This window comes from Luteolibacter arcticus (assembly GCF_025950235.1).
Taxonomy (GTDB): domain Bacteria; phylum Verrucomicrobiota; class Verrucomicrobiia; order Verrucomicrobiales; family Akkermansiaceae; genus Haloferula; species Haloferula arctica.
The window spans coordinates 169,345-186,698 of record NZ_JAPDDT010000013.1 but is presented as its reverse complement, the minus strand read 5'-3'; the positions used below and the strand labels follow the sequence as shown (position 1 = coordinate 186,698).

11 protein-coding genes are annotated in these 17,354 nt (G+C 62.5%); 9 read left to right on the top strand and 2 right to left on the bottom strand.

Going from position 1 to position 17,354, the window contains the following annotated elements:
• Nucleotides 1-291 precede the first annotated feature (291 nt).
• Complete coding sequence (locus OKA05_RS22545; RefSeq protein WP_264489459.1) at nt 292-582, top strand: type II toxin-antitoxin system Phd/YefM family antitoxin; 291 nt, start codon at nt 292-294, stop codon at nt 580-582.
• Entirely contained in the window at nt 579-956 is a 378-nt protein-coding gene (locus OKA05_RS22540; protein WP_264489458.1) for a type II toxin-antitoxin system VapC family toxin, read from the top strand. Before OKA05_RS22545 ends, OKA05_RS22540 begins: the two co-directional genes overlap by 4 nt.
• Before the next feature lie 94 nt (nt 957-1,050).
• On the opposite strand, the gene OKA05_RS22535 is transcribed toward OKA05_RS22540, so the two are convergent.
• A complete protein-coding gene (locus tag OKA05_RS22535) occupies nt 1,051-5,616 on the bottom strand; it encodes a beta strand repeat-containing protein (protein ID WP_264489457.1) in 4,566 nt (1,521 codons plus the stop codon).
• A gap of 318 nt (nt 5,617-5,934) precedes the next feature.
• On the opposite strand from OKA05_RS22535, the gene OKA05_RS22530 reads away from it, so the two are divergent.
• On the top strand, nt 5,935-6,498 hold the full coding sequence (locus OKA05_RS22530; protein ID WP_264489456.1) for an elongation factor P: 564 nt from the start codon (nt 5,935-5,937) through the stop codon (nt 6,496-6,498).
• Between the two features lie 373 nt (nt 6,499-6,871).
• Here the strand turns inward: OKA05_RS22530 and OKA05_RS22525 are convergent, their stop codons facing one another.
• Nucleotides 6,872-7,864 carry a ThuA domain-containing protein gene (locus OKA05_RS22525; protein WP_264489455.1) on the bottom strand — a complete coding sequence of 331 codons (993 nt, stop codon included), beginning with the start codon at nt 7,862-7,864 and terminating at the stop codon, nt 6,872-6,874.
• Between the two features lie 141 nt (nt 7,865-8,005).
• On the opposite strand from OKA05_RS22525, the gene OKA05_RS22520 reads away from it, so the two are divergent.
• The 6 genes from OKA05_RS22520 (at nt 8,006) to OKA05_RS22495 (ending at nt 17,337) form a co-directional block, all read left to right on the top strand.
• Nucleotides 8,006-9,178: a DUF3570 domain-containing protein gene (locus OKA05_RS22520; RefSeq protein ID WP_264489454.1), complete on the top strand. Its 1,173-nt coding sequence runs from the start codon at nt 8,006-8,008 to the stop codon at nt 9,176-9,178.
• A 4-nt stretch (nt 9,179-9,182) separates the two neighbouring features.
• Entirely contained in the window at nt 9,183-10,154 is a 972-nt protein-coding gene (locus OKA05_RS22515; RefSeq protein ID WP_264489453.1) for an FAD:protein FMN transferase, read from the top strand.
• Complete coding sequence (locus tag OKA05_RS22510) at nt 10,151-10,630, top strand: peroxiredoxin family protein (protein ID WP_264489452.1); 480 nt, start codon at nt 10,151-10,153, stop codon at nt 10,628-10,630. The genes OKA05_RS22515 and OKA05_RS22510 overlap by 4 nt, the downstream gene beginning before the upstream one ends.
• Nucleotides 10,627-10,845 carry a DUF4266 domain-containing protein gene (locus tag OKA05_RS22505; RefSeq protein WP_264489451.1) on the top strand — a complete coding sequence of 73 codons (219 nt, stop codon included), beginning with the start codon at nt 10,627-10,629 and terminating at the stop codon, nt 10,843-10,845. The genes OKA05_RS22510 and OKA05_RS22505 overlap by 4 nt, the downstream gene beginning before the upstream one ends.
• Nucleotides 10,846-10,850: 5 nt before the next feature.
• On the top strand, nt 10,851-12,305 hold the full coding sequence (locus tag OKA05_RS22500) for an Ig-like domain-containing protein (protein ID WP_264489450.1): 1,455 nt from the start codon (nt 10,851-10,853) through the stop codon (nt 12,303-12,305).
• A gap of 352 nt (nt 12,306-12,657) precedes the next feature.
• Complete coding sequence (locus OKA05_RS22495; RefSeq protein WP_264489449.1) at nt 12,658-17,337, top strand: DUF1800 family protein; 4,680 nt, start codon at nt 12,658-12,660, stop codon at nt 17,335-17,337.
• Nucleotides 17,338-17,354 lie beyond the last annotated feature (17 nt).

The window sequence follows — 17,354 nt, the reverse complement described above, 5'->3', positions numbered from 1 at the left end:
CCCGAGCTTCTCCAATACCTGACCTAACTAGTACAGATTAAAATCCGCGGGGAGATGATTTTTCAGACAGCCTCTGAGAGCTACCGAGATCATGCCCGATAGAGAACTGCTCGAAGCCCACCACTTCGAATCCCCTTGCCGCCGCGTCTAACAAAGCCGCAGACCCCGCCGCACCAAGACCTACGATGGCGATCCTCATCGCGCCCATCCTTTCCATCGCGACCGCTCGGGTCAACGGGGGCGCAGGCGTTTAGCACTTGACCTGTAGTGAACTAAGCTTAGTCTAGTCCAATGAATATCCACGAGGCCAAAACCCACCTCTCCAAGCTCATTGAGCGGGTGGCTACGGGCGAGGAGATCGTGATCTCCAAGGCCGGCAAACCGGTGGCCAAGCTGGTCCCCTACTCCGCGCAGACCGCGCCACGGACCGGTGGATTTTTGGCCGGCCAAATTTGGGAAGCGGCGGACTGCTGGGAGACGGATGCCGAGCTCACGGATGCGATGACCAAGACCCCGCTATTTCCCGAGGAACGGTATTCCTCTAAGGTCGCCGAGGAGGAACCAACGCGCCGGAAGAAATGAGAATCCTTCTCGATTCCCACGCCTTGCTCTGGTGGATGGATGATCCCTCGGAGCTTTCTACGAGAGCCAGGGCCGAAATTTCGAATCCCGCCAATGCGGTGTTCGCCAGCGCGGTGTCCATCTGGGAGCTCGGCCTGAAGGTCTCCAAGGGCAAGCTGCGCCTGCCCCTCGCCTTCCACGAAATGTTGGGCGAACACGGGATCCAGTCCCTTCCCTTCACTGCTTCGCATGCCATGCAATCGATCGCGCTCCCGGAGATCCATGGAGACCCTTTCGACCGGGCCTTGGTTGCGCAGTGCCACTTCGAAAGCCTCACGCTCGCAACTCGTGACCGGGTTCTCGCAGACTATGGCATTCCGGTGCTAGCCGTGTAACGAAACAAAGAAAAACTCCCGGAGCGCTTTAGGGCACTCCGGGAGCCTGCGTTTTCAGGTTGCCGCAACTACTAGAGTCGCAGTAATCGAGAGATCATTCTGTCGCTTCCACGCGCACGAACTTGCGGACGCTGTCCACCGGGATGACCGCTTGCTTGCGCACATAGTTGGGAACGTCCTGCACCGGGTCGTTGCTGATGGTCGCCGGGCTGGCGGGCCATGGGCTTACTAGGGTCGTGTTTTCCTGAAGGGCATACACGCTGCTGCCGGTCGCGCGCTGGTTCCAGCGGACGATCATACCGGAACCGGTCTTCTCGACCTGTGCCAGCGAACCCGTGGTGGCGATCGGCGAAGTGCCGAACAGGAACTCTTCGAGGTTCTCGAAGCCGTCACCATCCGGATCGTCAGTCCGGTCGCGGTCGGCCGGATTCGGGATGATCGAGGCCCAGCTTTCATAGCTCACACCCGGCCCGGAGGTCACGGTCAAGACACCGGATCCGGAGAAGCGGTCGTTGTTCTTATTGGTCGCGGTCGAATCGGTGCTGCCGTAGGTGCCGGCAAGCTGCTGCGCGCCACCGAAGAACAACGTTCCCACGGTTTCATTGGCCGTAAGGCCGAGCTTGCCGCCGTCGAGCACCAGCTTGTTGGTGTCGGCGATGGAGACTCCATTCACCACGAGTTCACCGCCAGAGACGGTGGTGTCGCCGGTGTAAACGTTGGCACCCGTCAGCGTCATCGTGCCGGGGCCGGTCTTGGTGAGCGGCGAGACGGCCGATCCGACGTTGCGGAGGATGCTGGAAACCGTGAGGTCGGCGTCAGCATTACCCGTCACGTTGGCCACTTGGAACACCGTTCCGGGCAAGCCGGCCGATCCGAGGGACGCGTTCGCATTGTCACCGGTGCCCGAGGTGAAGATCGAGGACGGCAAGATGCTGCTGCCGCCCACGACCAGCGTTCCGACGAAGCAGAGGTTGGTGTTGAACGCACCGGTGGCCGCACCGTTAGTGAGGTCGATCTCGCCACCGTCCAGGGTGATATTCGAAACGAAGGCCACGGTGTTGGTCCCGCCGTAGAGCTTGCAGCCCTCGTTGATGAGGATGGTCGGAGCGAATTGCGGCAAGACCGGCGAATTCCCGAGAGGTGCCGCATTGTCCAGCGACAGCGTTCCCTCATTGATCACGTTGATCACGTTCAGCGGAGTCATGGCTCCACCGACGCAAGTCTGGCCGGGGGCGTTCCCTTGGCCGATGTCGTCCCCATTGACGGTCTTGAGGGCAAAGAATCCCCCATCGACCGTCGTGCCCCCGGTCCAGGAATTCAATCCATTGGTCAGAGCCGCCGGAATACCGCCCGTCACCAGCAGACTTCCCTCACCCGAGATGATCGGATTGAAGTCATAGCCGGTGCCCGTCGAGTGGAGGTTGAAGATCCCGTCCTCCTCGATGGTGATGTTCGAGTTGAAGCCCGAGTTCCCACCCGAGAAGTTCAGCCGGAAAGTACCCTCCGAGATCGTGGTCGGACCGTTGTAGCTATGGCCTTGGATCGCGGCATTGATGAGTTCCTGTCTGCCGGGACCGGTCTTGACCAGTGACACCGCACCACCGTCCTGATTGCGGATGATGCCGTGGAAGGTGTACTCCGCGTCCACAGGCGTGTTGATCGTCAGGGTGGCGGGTCCCGGGTTGACCGTGTAACCCGGAGTCGTGGTCTCATCGTTCTGGATGATGGCGATCCGGTTATTGGTGAAGCTCTCCAGGCCGGCGACGGTCTGGTTGGTGCCGCGGAGCTGCACCTTGCCATTGATCGTGCCCGGACCGGTGTCGAAGCGGATCAGCGAGGTCGGGCCGAATTGGTTGCTGGCGAGCATGTTCACCCATGCGTTGGAAGTGGAATTACCCACCTCCAGATCGCCCGGAAGTGAAGTGCCGGAAGGATTCGCCGCCGCGATGGTCCCTTGAGTCACCACGAGGCTGCCGGTGAAGGTATTGCTGCCGGAGAGCGTCAGCGTGTTGGGGCCTTTCTTCAGGATGTCGATGCTCCCGCCGATACTCGAGGATATCTCGTAGTTCCCGCTCGTGGTGTCGAGGCTCAGGATGGCATCCGCATCGAAGCCTCCGGTATTCAGCGCAGCCACGTCGGTCCCTGTGAATTCACCGGCACCTCCGACCCGCAAGTTGAGCTCGGAGAAACCCTGGATCAGGATGTTCGACGCGGTCCAGGCAGCGGTGTTGCCGTTGTAGAGCGAGAGCCGGTTGTTCAGCCGGAGCGTCCCGTCGGTCACGGTGGTGGGTCCGGTGTAGGAATTCGTTCCACTCAAGGTCAAGATGTCCGAGCCACTCTTGGTCAGCCTGCCATTCGCGGTGCCGGAAGCGTCGCTGATCGATCCGGCATAGCTTAGCGCTGTGGCCACATTGATCTGGAGATCCGTGTCGGCGGAGGTCGCAGCGTTACCCAGCGTGATCGCTCCACTCGTTCCCGAGAGGCTGCTCACGCTCGGCAGGGCGGAGGTGAAACTGGCAGTGCCTCCCGTGAGGACCAGCGACGCGGCACCGAGTGCATCATTGCTTGCAAGGGTCAGCGTGCCATTGCTTACCAAGGCGATCCCAGTCAGCGAGGAGTTGCTGCCCGCAAGCGTCAGGTTGCCGGTGCCGGAGACCGTGATGCTAGCGGCCTGCACGGAATTGCCGAACGAAGCGTTGCCTGCCCCGGAAAGCGTCAGCCCGTTGGTCACGGTGAGCGCTGCTCCGCCGAAGGTGTAGGGGTGCGCGGCATCATTGACGAAGGTCACGTCCGCGGCCGTCAGCGCAGCCGGGAGGTTGATGTTCGGATTGATGCCCGTGCTGTCGAAGGTGAGCGGAGCCAGGCTGGTGAAGTTCGCCGGTAAGCCGCTGGTGCCGTCCTTCCAGTTGTTGTCCGGACCGTTGATCCAGTTGGCGCTGCCTGTTCCCGACCAAGTCAACGAGCCGGCCAACGGCACGGCGCTGCCCAGCGCGATGAACTCGCGGAAGCCGGTGTAGCCGTTCTCCTGACCTTGGAAATCGATCTTCACGGCCGCCACATTGGTGGCAAGGAATCCGGAGGCGGCGGTCAGCCGGGTGTGGGTCGAATTGGTCGGATCAATGGTGTGGTTCACCACGACCTGAAGCGGGATGAACGTTGCCTCGCTCCCCACGACCGAGTAAGAGATCGTGTAGTTCTGATCGTCGCGCCCGCTGTTGCCCCATGAGCAGTAGGAGTCGAACGAACTGATGTTGTAGCCATTGGTATTCGCCGAGGTATCCAGCGGGAGAATCACCGAGGCCCCGTTCAAGGGTGCCACGGAGCTGAATTGGTTTCCCGGGGTGCCTAGCAGGCCGTCGGTAAGGATCGTCCAATCCGAGTTCGTGATGTCGCCATTGCCGTGGTTGAAGCCGTCGGCAGTGGGCGGCGTCTTTGGCAGGGTGTTGCTCAGCAGGTTCGTGCCAATCGGCAGCGTCCAGGCATCCGTGTTGTTAGACTCATGCGTGAGAACCACCGGCAACGGGCTGTCGCGGGCGATGAATTCGCGGTAGCCTTCGAAGCCGTTTTCCTGCCCGTTGAACGTCAGGCGGACGGAGTGAACCCCGGTTGCCAAGGTGCCGGTACTTGAGGTGATCCGGGAATGGGTGGCACGCCGTGGACCGTTCACATACTCGCTGTGGGCGGCCACCGCGGTGATGGGAAGGAAAGTCGCAGGATCCCCCACCGTGGAATACTCCAGCGTGTAGTGCTGGTCATCGCGGCCATCGCTGGACCAAGCGGCATAGGAGTCGAAGGAGACCAAATTCCGCCCTCCCGGATGCCCGGCCAAATCCAAGGGAAATACGACCGAAGAGCCATCGGTGGGAGTCACGCTCGACGCCGTCGAGTTGTGGTTGCCCACGCTGCCGTCGAGGGTGGTTTCCCAAGTGTTCGATGAATCCTCGTGCACCGCCGGCGTCGTGACCGGAGCGGTGAGGAGATTGGGACCGGGCGGCAGGATCCACACGTTGTCGTTGTTCTTCTCGTTGGAGACACAAACGACGGAGGCCGCGTCCTGCAGCACGAACTCGCGGTAGCCGACGTAGCCATTCTCCTGCGCATTGAAAATGAGCCGGATCGAGTGCACGCCAGTCGCCAGGAATCCCGAGGTGTCGGTCAGACGCTGGTGGGTCGAGCGATCTCCCCCCGTGGTCTGCGTTTGAAGGCGCGGCGTGTGGATGTTGATGAAGACCGCCGGATTGGCCACCGTCGAGTACTGGAGGGTGTAGTCCTGGTTGTCCCGGCCGCCGTTGACCCACGTGCAGTAGGAGTCGAACGAAGTGATATTCCGGCCACCCGGATGCCCGGTCAGGTCCAGGGGAAAGGTGACGGTATCGCCATTGCTCGGCGTGCAACTGGTCCCCGGCGAGCCCAGCACATCGCCGAGCGTGCCATCGATCACCGTGCTCCAATTCTCGTTGGATACCTCGTGAACCGCCACGGTCGCCGGCGAGGGCGTGACGCCTGTCAGGAGGTTGGGGCCGGCGGGCAGGGTCCACGCGCCGGTTTTATTGGACTCGTTGGTCGAGACGACGTGGCCGTTGGCGGAGAGGGAAGCGAGTAAGGGAGCGGCGCAGACAACAAGCGTATGGGGAAGAATTCGATGCGAACTGGGTTTCATAGGTTCTTGGGTTGCTGGATGACGGGGAAAAATCGCCATCCAGCGGCAAGGTGTAGCGCCTCGCTGCAAATCCGTGAACCTACGCGTTTACCAAGGAAATCATAACCCCCTTGACACAAAAGCCTTACATCACAAGAAACACCCGAACACCCGAGATGTCAGACAGATTCCTCTGCCGATCCCGGGAATAGCTGTCCCCTTGCGCGGCTGGCAGTCTGCCGCGGGATACTCTCTTCCTCGTACCTCGGCCGCTGGATTCCCGCAGGCACTCCACGCTTGCACGCGGCCTTCTCTCCGCCTATTCCGCCCGTCCACATCATGGCCAGCACGCCCGCAATCAACCTCCGCAAGGGACACGCCGTCCGTCACAACAACGACGTCTGCGTCGTGATTTCCCACGAACTCAAGACGCCGCCGCGGATGGCCTCCTACGTGGTCATGTCGATCCGCAGCGTCAGCAACAAGAAGGTCTCCAACCTCCGCCTGACCTCGAACGACTCGATGGACTCGGTGCTGCTCGAGCGGATCCCTCACGAGTACTCCTACAAGGATTCCGGTGGTTACCACTTCCTCCACAACGAGACCTACGATGACGTCGCGATCCATGACGACATCATCGACGCCGTGCGCAATTATCTCATCGAGGGCAACACCTACACCCTCCTCTTCGCCGACGGCCTCGTCGCCGATATCGAGCTGCCTCCTTCGATGGAAATGATCGTCACCGAATCGCCGGAAGGCGTGAAGGGCGACTCCGCCAACAACGCCTACAAGTCGGCCACCATGGAAACCGGCCTCGTCGTTCAGGTCCCGCTCTTCATCAATCCAGGCGAGAAGCTCATCATCAAGACCGAAGACGGCAGCTACATCAGCCGCGCCTGATTTCCTCCATTTCCCCGCATTCATTTGCGGAGAGCCGGACTCCTCACGGGGTCCGGCTTTTTTTGTGCCCTCCGCCAGATCTGTTAGTTCACCTCAGATCAAGGAAGCGCCCCCTCGTGGTCGTCAGCCCCACGGGAGACCCTATCGTCCACTAAGGTGCCATCCTCGTGTTTCTTCAGCCCCAAACGGGGCGCGATCCCTCAGCCCCGCCCAACGTGCGGGGTTGCCACGTAGACCATCGGGAGGGCTGAAGGCCCGATATATGGAGAGAAGATCGAGGCTGCATGACGACCACGATTCTCACCAAAGCGGGAGCGGGTGCTTCATGCCCTCCGGAACAGGTCAGCAAACCTAACACCATTTTCCCACGCCCTCACTCCGGCAGCGGCTTGTTGGCGAAATCGAGCCACGGCACGGTCTCGCCCTTCGCCGCGCGGTCGAGCGCCTTTTGGAGCGCGGCCTCGGTCCAGTCGGGGTTCTTGTCCGGCAGGCCGGCCATCATCCGCTTGGCGTCCGGCGTCTTGGACTCGAGGCCTCGGGCGGGGATCTCGCCACCGGCGCTCCAGAGGATGCCATTGACGACCAGCTTGCGGGCGTCGTCCTTCGCCCAGCTCCAATGGAAGTGCCCGCCGGTGAAGCCGAAGGCGCGACCGCCCTTCGGCCGCGGGAAGGTCCAGGCGACATACTGCTCTTCCTTCCGCTCATGGAGCGAGGCACGGGCGTGGTCGTTGCCCCGATACGGTGAAAGGCCGGGCTCGATGGTTTCCGCCGGCGGCTGGACTTTCCAAATGCGCTCGACCTTTGCGGAGTCGCTCTCCCGCAGGTGGAAGTAGCACTCGTCGTAGAGTAAAAACGGCTTCACGCCCCGCGAGACCGGGTGGCCCAGCGCCCCGGCGAAGTCGGTCTTCCAGAAATTACTGATTGCATGGTAGGCCTCGAAGTCTGCGCCCATCAGCTCCCGCCATTGCTTGCGACGGGGGTCTCCGCCCTGCTCCTTCGCTTCCGGATCGGCCGCTTGGATGCCGGTGGCCCAGTGCAGGGCGACCAGCCCCTTCCCCGCATTCATGAAGGCCTCGAGCTCGGCCAGCTTGTCATTCGCCGGGTGGGCGTGCCAGCCATCGGCATAGATCACCAGCGCATCCGCCTTTGCCAGGGTCGCGGCGTCCGGCCAGGCGGTGACGACCTTTGCCGCGATGCCCGGCGTTTCCTCCAGCGAATCACCCAGCAAGGTGCTGCCCGCGAGGTGCTTGTGCTGGCCCCACGCGTGGCTGTTATCCCCGGCAAGGAAGAGGATGCGCTTGGGCTCCGCCGCGGCTGCAGCCAGCACGGCAGAAAGGGAAACAACGGCAGTCAGCAGGATCTTCATGGGTTTAACCCGACCAAAACGAAAGGAAACCTGGCGAACTTGCGCCGCTTCGCACGATGGTTTGCTTTCGGAAGTTCATTTCGATAAATGGTCAACCAAGCGTTCAGAATTGGAACAACTGCCGCTTGGAAAACCGTCACGATGCGCGCCCGACCACCGCTACTCCTCGCTACCCTGCTGTCCCCCACCCTGAGGGCGGAGGGGGAAATCGAAATCCCGGCCCAGGAGTACGACTACGGCTACCAACTCTACCAGGAGGACGACAACCGCATCCGCGTGGAGGCCGAGTATCTGCGAGGGCGCATTGAGCTGAACGACGAGACCGCGATTCGCTTCCAATACATCCACGACGCAATCAGCGGCGCCTCCCCGACCGGAGTTCTCCCGGGCAGCGTGCAGCCGTTTTACGCGCAGCTCGAGGACGTGCGCGAAGGCATTCTCGGCGCGGTTTCGCGGCAATTCGGCGATCACCGGGCCGAGATCGAGTTCTCCTACAGCAGCGAGGACGACTACATTTCCCGCGGGGTGGCACTGACCGACACCTGGGAGCTGAACCAGAAAAACACGACGCTCCGCTTCGGCTTCAATTACCTCGATGACGACGTGGCGGTCGCGGGCCTCGGCGATCAGGACAAGAACAGCTACGACCTCTTCACCGGCGTCAGCCAGATCCTCGGCAAGGACACCATGGTCTCCGCAAACCTCACGCTCGGCTATGCAGAGGGTTACCTGAACGACCCCTACAAGCTCGTGCAGCGAACCACGGTCATCATCATCCCCGGCCCCGGCGGCCCGATCGAGATCCCTGTCGTCAATGTCTTCCGCGAGAACCGGCCCGACTCACGATTCCGCCAGGTGCTGCGACTGGGTGCGAGGCACTACTTCGAGCCGCTGGACGCCGCGCTGGATGGCGTGGTGCGATTCTCCCACGATGACTTCGGCATCCTTTCCCAGACGGTGCAGATCGAATGGCGGCAGGAAATCGGCGATCACTTCCAAGCGGTGCCCTTCATCCGCTACTACCATCAGGACGCCGCCGACTTCTTCACGAACTCACTGGATGGATTTTCCGGCAAGCCGCCGACCTTTCCCGATGGAAGCGGCCCGAACTACTCTGCCGACTATCGCCTTTCGTCCTTTGACTCCATCAGCGGTGGCCTGAGGTTGAACTACCAGTTCAACGACCATTTCGGGCTCTCCGCCGCCTACGAGCGCTACGTCATGGGCGGCACCGGGGGACCCTCGGAACGGTCCCCGGACCAAGCCTACGCAGATGCCGACATCTGGACTTTCGGGATTCACGCAGCATTTTAGCCCGATGACTTCCGCCCCACCCGCTCTTCCACTCCAGCCGGACCCGCAAGGTGTCCGCCGGCTGGAGTTCCGGGCGTTGGGGACGAATTGCTCGGTCAGGTTCCAGCTGGAGGACGACCGGGCCGCCCTCGCTTTTGCCGCACAGGCACTCGAGTGGCTGGGAAATTTCGAGGCGAAGTTCTCGCGCTACCGGCCGGCTTCGCTGATCTCCCGCATCAATGACGCGGCCGGCGGTGATTGGACCGAGATCGACGCGGAAATGGAGGAGATGCTGACGCTGGCGGACAATCTTCACCGGCGGACCAATGGCATTCTGGATCCCACGCTGCTGCCGCTCCTGCACGTCTGGGACTGGAAGACAGTCCACCTAAAGCTGCCTTCAAGGGCCGAGGTGAAGGACGCGCTCGCCCTGACCGGCTGGCAAAAGGTTCAGCGTCGCCCCGGCGCGGTGCGCTTGCCCCTGCCCGGCATGGGATTGGATTTCGGCGGCTTCGGGAAAGAGTATGCCGTGGATCACCTCGCCCGGACCGCCCACGCCCATGGCATCACCGACGCGCTGATCGATCTGGGCCGCGACATTTTCGCCATGGGCGGAAATGGCAGGCATCCCTTCTGGCACGTTGGCATCGAGGATGGCTGCCACCCCGGGCAATGCTGGGGCGGTCTCGCCATCAGCGGCCGTGCCGTTTCCTCGTCCGGCGACTACGCCCGCCACTTCACTCATGATGGAGTCCGCTACGGGCACATTCTTAATCCGCGGACCGGCTGGCCCGTCGCCAATGGAATGCGCGCGGTCACCGTGGTGGGCCCGACCTGCCTGGAAGCAGGGATTTTCAGCACGGCCGTATTCGTCCTCGGCGTGCGCGAAGGCCTGCACCTCGCCTCGCTTGCCCGCGGCGTGGAGGTCTGCGCCCAGACCGAAACCGGAATCGAAGGGAGCCGTTCCTTCGGCAGTTACCTCGTGAAAGCCGCATGAAACTCGTCGCCGTCATTCTCGCCGCCACCCTTTCAACGCTCGCCGCCGAGCCCGCGAAAGTCGGGCAGACCATGCCCAAGCTCTCGACCCTGATCCCGGGTGCCAAACTCCCCGAGACCAAGGGCAAGGTGGTGATCGTGGACTTCTGGGCCTCGTGGTGTGGCCCGTGCAAGGCCTCCTTTCCCGCTTTCAACCGGCTCCACGACAAGTATGCCGCGAAGGGCCTGGTGATCATCGGCGTGGGTGTCGATGACGCGCCCGACAAGCACCAGAAATTCGCCGCCAAGATGGGCGCGAAGTTCCCGCTGGTCCACGACTCCACCCACAAGGCCGCCGCCTTCTTCAAGCCGCCGACGATGCCCGCCAGCTACATCGCCGACCGCAAGGGCGTGATCCGCCATGTCCACAGCGGCTTCAAGGGCGCCAAGACCGAGGCTGAATACGTGAAGGAAATCGAAGCTCTGTTAGAACAATGAACCGGCTCATCCTGTTGATCCCCGCCATCGTGCTCCCCGCCTGCTCGCCCGCACTGGTGCGGGTCCAGCCCTACGAGCGCGGCACGCTGGCCAAGCCCGTGATGGCGGACAGCCTGGACCCGCTCGAAACGGCCATGACCGACCACGCTTACTTCTCCCGCGAAGCCAGCTTCGGCGGCGGTGGCGTCGGTGGTGGAGGGTGCGGCTGCAATTGATCGCGATGAAGTGCTTTTCCCATGCCGTCCGCAGCCGGGTCCTGACGTCGAAACTCGGCTCGCTGGTGCTGCTGTTCCAGCGCTCGCCGATCGTGCAGATGCTCTTTCCCGAGGCGAAGCTTCTCGGCGGCGCGGGCTTGGGCGAAGCGACGAAATGGGTGGTGGCGACCGTCGCAGGATTGGGAGCCTACGATACGGTCACCGGGGCGACTGAGATCGTGCAGACCTATCCCGACGAGAATTCGCAGATTGTCACCGGAACTGCTGGAGTGCCTCTCTACTTCCTATTCCAAGTCGTTGGCACACCGAGCAACGACAAGGTGAGCTGGTCGGTATCGGGACTTCCGCCGGGCTTGGATCACGGCGACGTTCCCCCTCCCAATCCGCCTACCCCCTACTTTCACGTCATCAGCGGAACCCCCACCGAGGAAGGTTCTACTACGGTCACCGTAACTGCCTACGAATTGCAGAACCAAGGCGGTGCCTCTTTTCCCCAAGAGTTCTTGTTCGAGATCGCACCCGCGATCATCACCAATCACCCCGCGTCGGTCGCGATCGCGAGCGGCACCAAGGCCACTTTGACTGTCGTGGGGAATCCGAATGGGAACACCCTGACTTACCGCTGGTATCGGGGCGCCTCTGGCTCCACCACCAATCTGGCACCGGGGGCCAACACATCCTCCACCTACACCACGCCAAACCTGACCTCCGCCACGAACTACTGGGTCCGCGTCACTCGGGATGGCGTGGCAGCAGATTCCAGTACCGCCACGGTCAGCATCGCCACGGTGCCAACCATCACCACGCAGCCAGTCTCCACCACGATCCCAAGCGGCACCACCGCCACCCTGACCGTGGCGGCCTCCGGCACCTCGCCTTCCATCCAGTGGTATCGCGGCACATCCCCCTCGATGGCCGACCCCGTTGCCGGTGCGACCTCAACCTCCTTCACCACGCCCGCTCTAACAACGACGACGAGCTACTGGGCGCGAGCCACCAATGCCGCCGGCGGTGCCAATTCGAACACGGCGATCGTGACGGTGAATGCCCCTGCCGATCCCTATGGGGAATGGAAGGCGAGCCAGTTCAATGCCACCCAACTCGCAAACCCGCTGGTTTCAGGCCCCACCGCCGATCCCGATGCCGATGGCATCACCAACCAAGACGAGTACATTTTCGGGACTCCGGCGCTCACCCGTGACCCCTCGCCTCTAACAATCGCGGTTGCCAGTGGCAGCAACCTTTCCCTCGGCTTCACCGCGCGGCAGGCCAGCGGTGCAGGCTATGCCGGGAAAACCCGGCACTACTCGCTGGAGACGCGCACGGACCTGGGCTCCGGAACGTGGACGCCGCTCTCTGGCTTCGCGGATATCATTGGAAACAACCAGCCGGTCACCTATTCGGCTCCGGCAACTCCTCCCCGCGCCTTCTATTCCCTGCGCGTCTGGCTCACGCCGTAAGCGGCAGCGACCTACGCGATCAGGGAATCGCGAAACCGTGGGAATCCGCTATGTTCTTGTCGTTAGGTTAATTTTTCAAAGGCCCACTGGTTTCTTGAATTCGACATGGTGTTTTTCACCCCTCCGGTTTGGACAGGCCGGAGGGGTGAAGCTCCACCAAACGCTACCTCTCCGCACCGCGGATGGAGGCAAGCATGCATTTCGCAATTCTTGAATTTCGCCGCTCCGCGACTTTCCCCTCGCCAGAGGCATCCGAAATGGGCATTGAATGAGGTGTCCTCTTCGTTCCGACGTTTCACCGTCCCGGCTGACGCGTCCCCCCGCGGATCGGTTTCCAATAAAACCAGCCGCCATGTACCGTAATTTTCGCCGTGCCGCGTTGGCACTGTGTCTCGTTGCCATTTCCCGCGCCGACCTCGACCTCAACTCGAATGGTCTCAGCGATGTCTGGGAATCCAAGTTTGGTCCGGCAGTCATCACGTCGGGCCAAGACTCCGATGGTGATGGACGTACCAACCTGGAGGAATCCGAAGCCGGCACCGACCCGCAGGCCGGCAGTGATTTCTTCGCCGTTCGCCAGATTATTCCGCAAGGTGCCAATCTGCTCTTGAAGTGGCCGTCGCAAGCCGGCAAGCGCTACCAGGTCCAGAGCAGCGAGACCCCCAGCGTCGCGGGTTCCTGGGTCACTCTTCCCGGACAGCATGCCGGTGTCGCTGGCGACCTTTCCGTCACCACTCCCCGGCCGCTGGCAACCACGGCCTTCTTTCGCGTGATCGTCGCGGACGTCGATACCGATGGCGACGGGCTGACCGACTGGGAAGAAATCCAGACCGGCTTCAATCCCAACGCTGGCAATGACATGGCCGCCCTGACGGCCGCGCTGCAGGCCACGTCGACCATTACCATCACCACCGCCGACGCCGAGGCCACCGAGCCCACCTCAGGTCCAGCCGCCGACTCCGCCAGCTTCCGCGTGCGACGCAGCGGTGGCATCGGACGAGTGCTGGTGAAGCTCGAATCGAGTGGCAGCGCAAGTGCCACCGACTATACCGGCGTGCCCACCACCGTCGCCGTCCCGCTGGCCTCCACCGAAGTGATGGTGCCGGTCATCCCGGTGGCGGACATCCTGACCGAGTCCGACGAGCTGGCCGTGCTTTCGGTGAAGGCGGACGCCGCCTATTCGCGCGGAGCCGCCGTGACCGCCGGCGTCTTGATCAAGGATGGCATGCAACCCATCGGCACCGGCCTGCTGGCCAGCTTCTGGAAGCATCCGAACAATCCACCGCCCACCACCACGCCCACCTTGAACACTCCCTACTTCACGGGAGTTCCGGTGCTCACTCGGACCGATCCCACGGTGAATTTCAACAGCGACGTCGCGGTGTGGCCCGGTAGCCCGATCACTGTCAGCGGGGCTTCGATCCACTTCTCCAGCCGCTGGGAAGGCGAGGTCCTGCCGGAATACTCGCAGGCCTACACCTTCCACGTGGATGCCAACGAAATGTGCCGCCTGTGGGTCAATGGGCAGCTCCTCCCACTTGCCTCCACGACTTCCCCCTATCCTCTGATAGACACCGATTGGGAGAACCCGCCCGTGGTGCCGACCCAGAACGGTGCGTCCGCGGTCGTCTCGCTCGAGGCAGGCAAGCGTTACCCCATCGTGCTGGAGCACTACCAAAACACCGGCGGCCACAAGGCGATCCTGTCCTGGCAATCGGCCAGCATTTCCACTCGGCAAGTAATCCCCCAGAACCGCCTCTTTCCGAATGCTCCTCCGCGCATCTATGCGCCCTTCGAGGCCTTGACGTTCGTCGGCGGTCCCGCGTTCAGCTATCAGATCAAGGCCAGCGCCACCCCGACCTCCTACTCCGCGGTGAACCTGCCTCCCGGCTTCACCCTGGGCAGCACCGGCCTGATCACCGGCACGCCGGCGACTCCCGGGGAATGGAAGGTGATGCTGACCGCGACCAATGCCACCGGCTCCGGCTCCGCCTTCCTGAACATCACCATCCTCCAAACCAGCGGCGGCATCACCCGCGAACTCTGGACCGAGGTCGGAGGCTCGGGTGTCGCCCAGATCCCGGTCGCGGATGCTCCCGACTCCACGTCGATTCTTTCTTCCCTCGCGGCCCCTTCGGACAGCGGCGAAGACTACGGTGCACGCCTCCGCGGATTCATCACCGCCCCTGAGACCGGCGAATACCGCTTCTACCTCCGCGCCGATGAAGCCGCCGTCTTCTACCTTTCCGATGACGAGGAGCCGGTGAATGCCTGGAAGCGGGCCGAGCTCACCGCCCCGGTTTCTTCCACCGACTGGACCTCCGCCACCCCCTCGCCCCTGCTCCATCTGGAAGCAGGCCGGCGCTACTATCTGGAAGTCCTCCACAAGGAAAGCGGCGGCACCGATCATCTCGCCGTCGGTTGGCTCACGCCCAGCGAGATGGCGAAGGCGACGCCGGTGATCGCGACCGTGCCGGGCCACCTGCTGACCCGCTTTGAACATGTCGTTCTTGGAAACACGCCTGCCTTCGTTCCTCCGCCTGCCCCGCCGGATTGGACCACCGAAGACGACACCGGGAACGACAATTTCAACGCCGCCTCCCGCTTCCTCCAGCAGGCGACGTTCGGTGCCAGCAGCGCCGACATCACCGCCCTGACCGGATTGGCGTCCTTCGACGAGTGGATCGACGACGAGTTCGAAAAGCAGGCCACCAGGCACCTGCCCTACGTCGAGCAATTCCGGAACGTGTCCAATCCCAACAACAACACTTACCCCGGCACTCTTTCCTTCAACTCCTGGTGGAAGAACTCGATCCAGGGCGAGGATCAGCTCCGCCAGCGGATCGCCTTCGCACTCAGCGAGATCATGGTCATCTCCGAAAGCGGCCCGCTCGACGAACGCGCCAACACGATCTCCGATTACTACGACGTCCTGTTAGATCACTCCTTCGGCAATGTCCGCGACCTGCTGGAAGCGGTGACCCTGCATCCGGCGATGGGCCGCTACCTCGACATGTTGAATAACAACAAGCCGAGCCTGTCCGCCGGTCGCATCCCGAATGAGAACTATGCCCGGGAGATCCTGCAGCTCTTCTCGCTCGGCCTCTACCGCCTGCATCCCGATGGCTCGCCGATGCTGAATTCGAAGGGCGAACTCATCCCGGTCTATGACCAGGACTCCATCATCGGCTACGCCCACGTCTTCACCGGCTGGGGCTACAATTACACCGGCAGCAGGACCACCTTCCCCTCCACGTCGAATTGGATCGATCCCATGCGTGAGGTCCCGGCCTGCCACTTCACCGGGAAAAAGCGCTTGCTCAACAATGTCGTCCTTCCGGGCATTCCGGTGCTCAATGGCACCCCGCTCAATCCCTACGGTGACCACACCATTGCCCCGATCGCGAACAACCCGGAGTTCCAAGCCCTGCCCGCTCTCGAACTCGATGCCGTCCACGACCAGCTCTTCCAACACCCGAACATCGGGCCCTTCCTCTGTAGCCAGTTGATCCAACGGTTGGTCACGTCCACGCCGACACCCGGCTACGTTTACCGCGTGGTTCAGAAGTTCAACGACAATGGCTCCGGCGTCCGCGGCGACATGAAGGCCGTCATCAAGGCCATCCTGCTCGACTACGAAGCCCGCTCGCTCGAAGCCACCGAGGCACCCGGCTTTGGCAAGCAGCGCGAACCAGTCGTCCGCGTCACCCAGCTCGCCCGCGCCTTCCGCCCGGAAAACAATTTCGCCGGAACCTACGCGCAGGACGGCGGCCTGATCACCGTGAACACCGGGGCAATGGCCCATCGTCTGGCAAACAACCAGAAGGTCCTGCTCGGCTTCTCAGGGACGGGCACCCAGTCCCACGATGGCGACTACACGCTGTTCGCCACGCCGCCCGCAAACAGCTTCACTGTTAGAACACGGGACATCTTCAGGGGCACCTGGAGCCAGCCGCTGGATGGCAATCTCATCACGGTCACCTCCACCTCCGGCGATCACGGTTTCGCCACCGGCCAATCGGCCTATCTGCGCTTCCGCACCGGCATCGCGGGCACCCTCGTGAGCGGGATCTTCCCCGTGACGCGGACCGGTAATACCACCTTCACCGTCACCGCCCCTGACATCGCCACCGCGGCGAGATCCGGAGACATCGACATCGCGGTCTTCCGCGGCGGCTATTCGCAATTGAGGAACAATGCGGACCTGATCGTTACCTGCGGCACGCTGCCGGGACTGGTGGTGGGTGGCAAGTTGACCATGAGCTTCATCGCGATCAGCAATCCGGCACCACCGGATGGGGTCTATGTGATTGATACCGTCGCTGGTACCGAGCCCCGCCGCTTCACGTTGAAGCGGGAGGGCGAAACCACCCCGCCGCCCACGACTCTTGACCGCACGGGCACCTTCAATGCCGCGCCGCATGCTCCGATCTTGAACCGCTCGGGCACCGTCGTTTCCGGCTACTCGGACTGGAATGTCGGAAATACCGATACCGCGCTGGGCCAGACCCCGCTGGGTGCTCCCACCGTCTTCAATTTCTTCGAGCCCGGCTACAAGTTCCCCGGCTTGCTTGCCGATAGCGGCCTCGTCACGCCGGAGTTCCAGATCAGCTCCGACACAAACGTCATCCGCCAGGCGAATTTCCTCTTCGCCGGCATCTACCACACGACCAGCACCACCGGCAGCGGCAGCCTCACCGCCGGCTACACGAACGGCTTCAGCAGCTTCGTCGGTGGCGCGCACGACATCATGATGGACTTCTCGAAGTGGATGGGTCCCCGACCCAGTGCCACCGGCAACTGGACCGATACCCCCAACCTCCGCGCCCTGATCCAGGAGCTGTCGGGGATCCTGATGGGCAGGCCGGCGAGCACCGCCTTGGAAAACGAGATCTATAACTACGTCTCCATCAATACCGGCACCGGCTACATCGCTTACCCCGCCACCCCCACCGAGACCGACCGGAGGAATCGCATCCGCGCCGTCCTCTACTTCATCGCCGTTTCCCCCGAGCACGCGATCCAACGCTGAGCCCACACCACGAAACG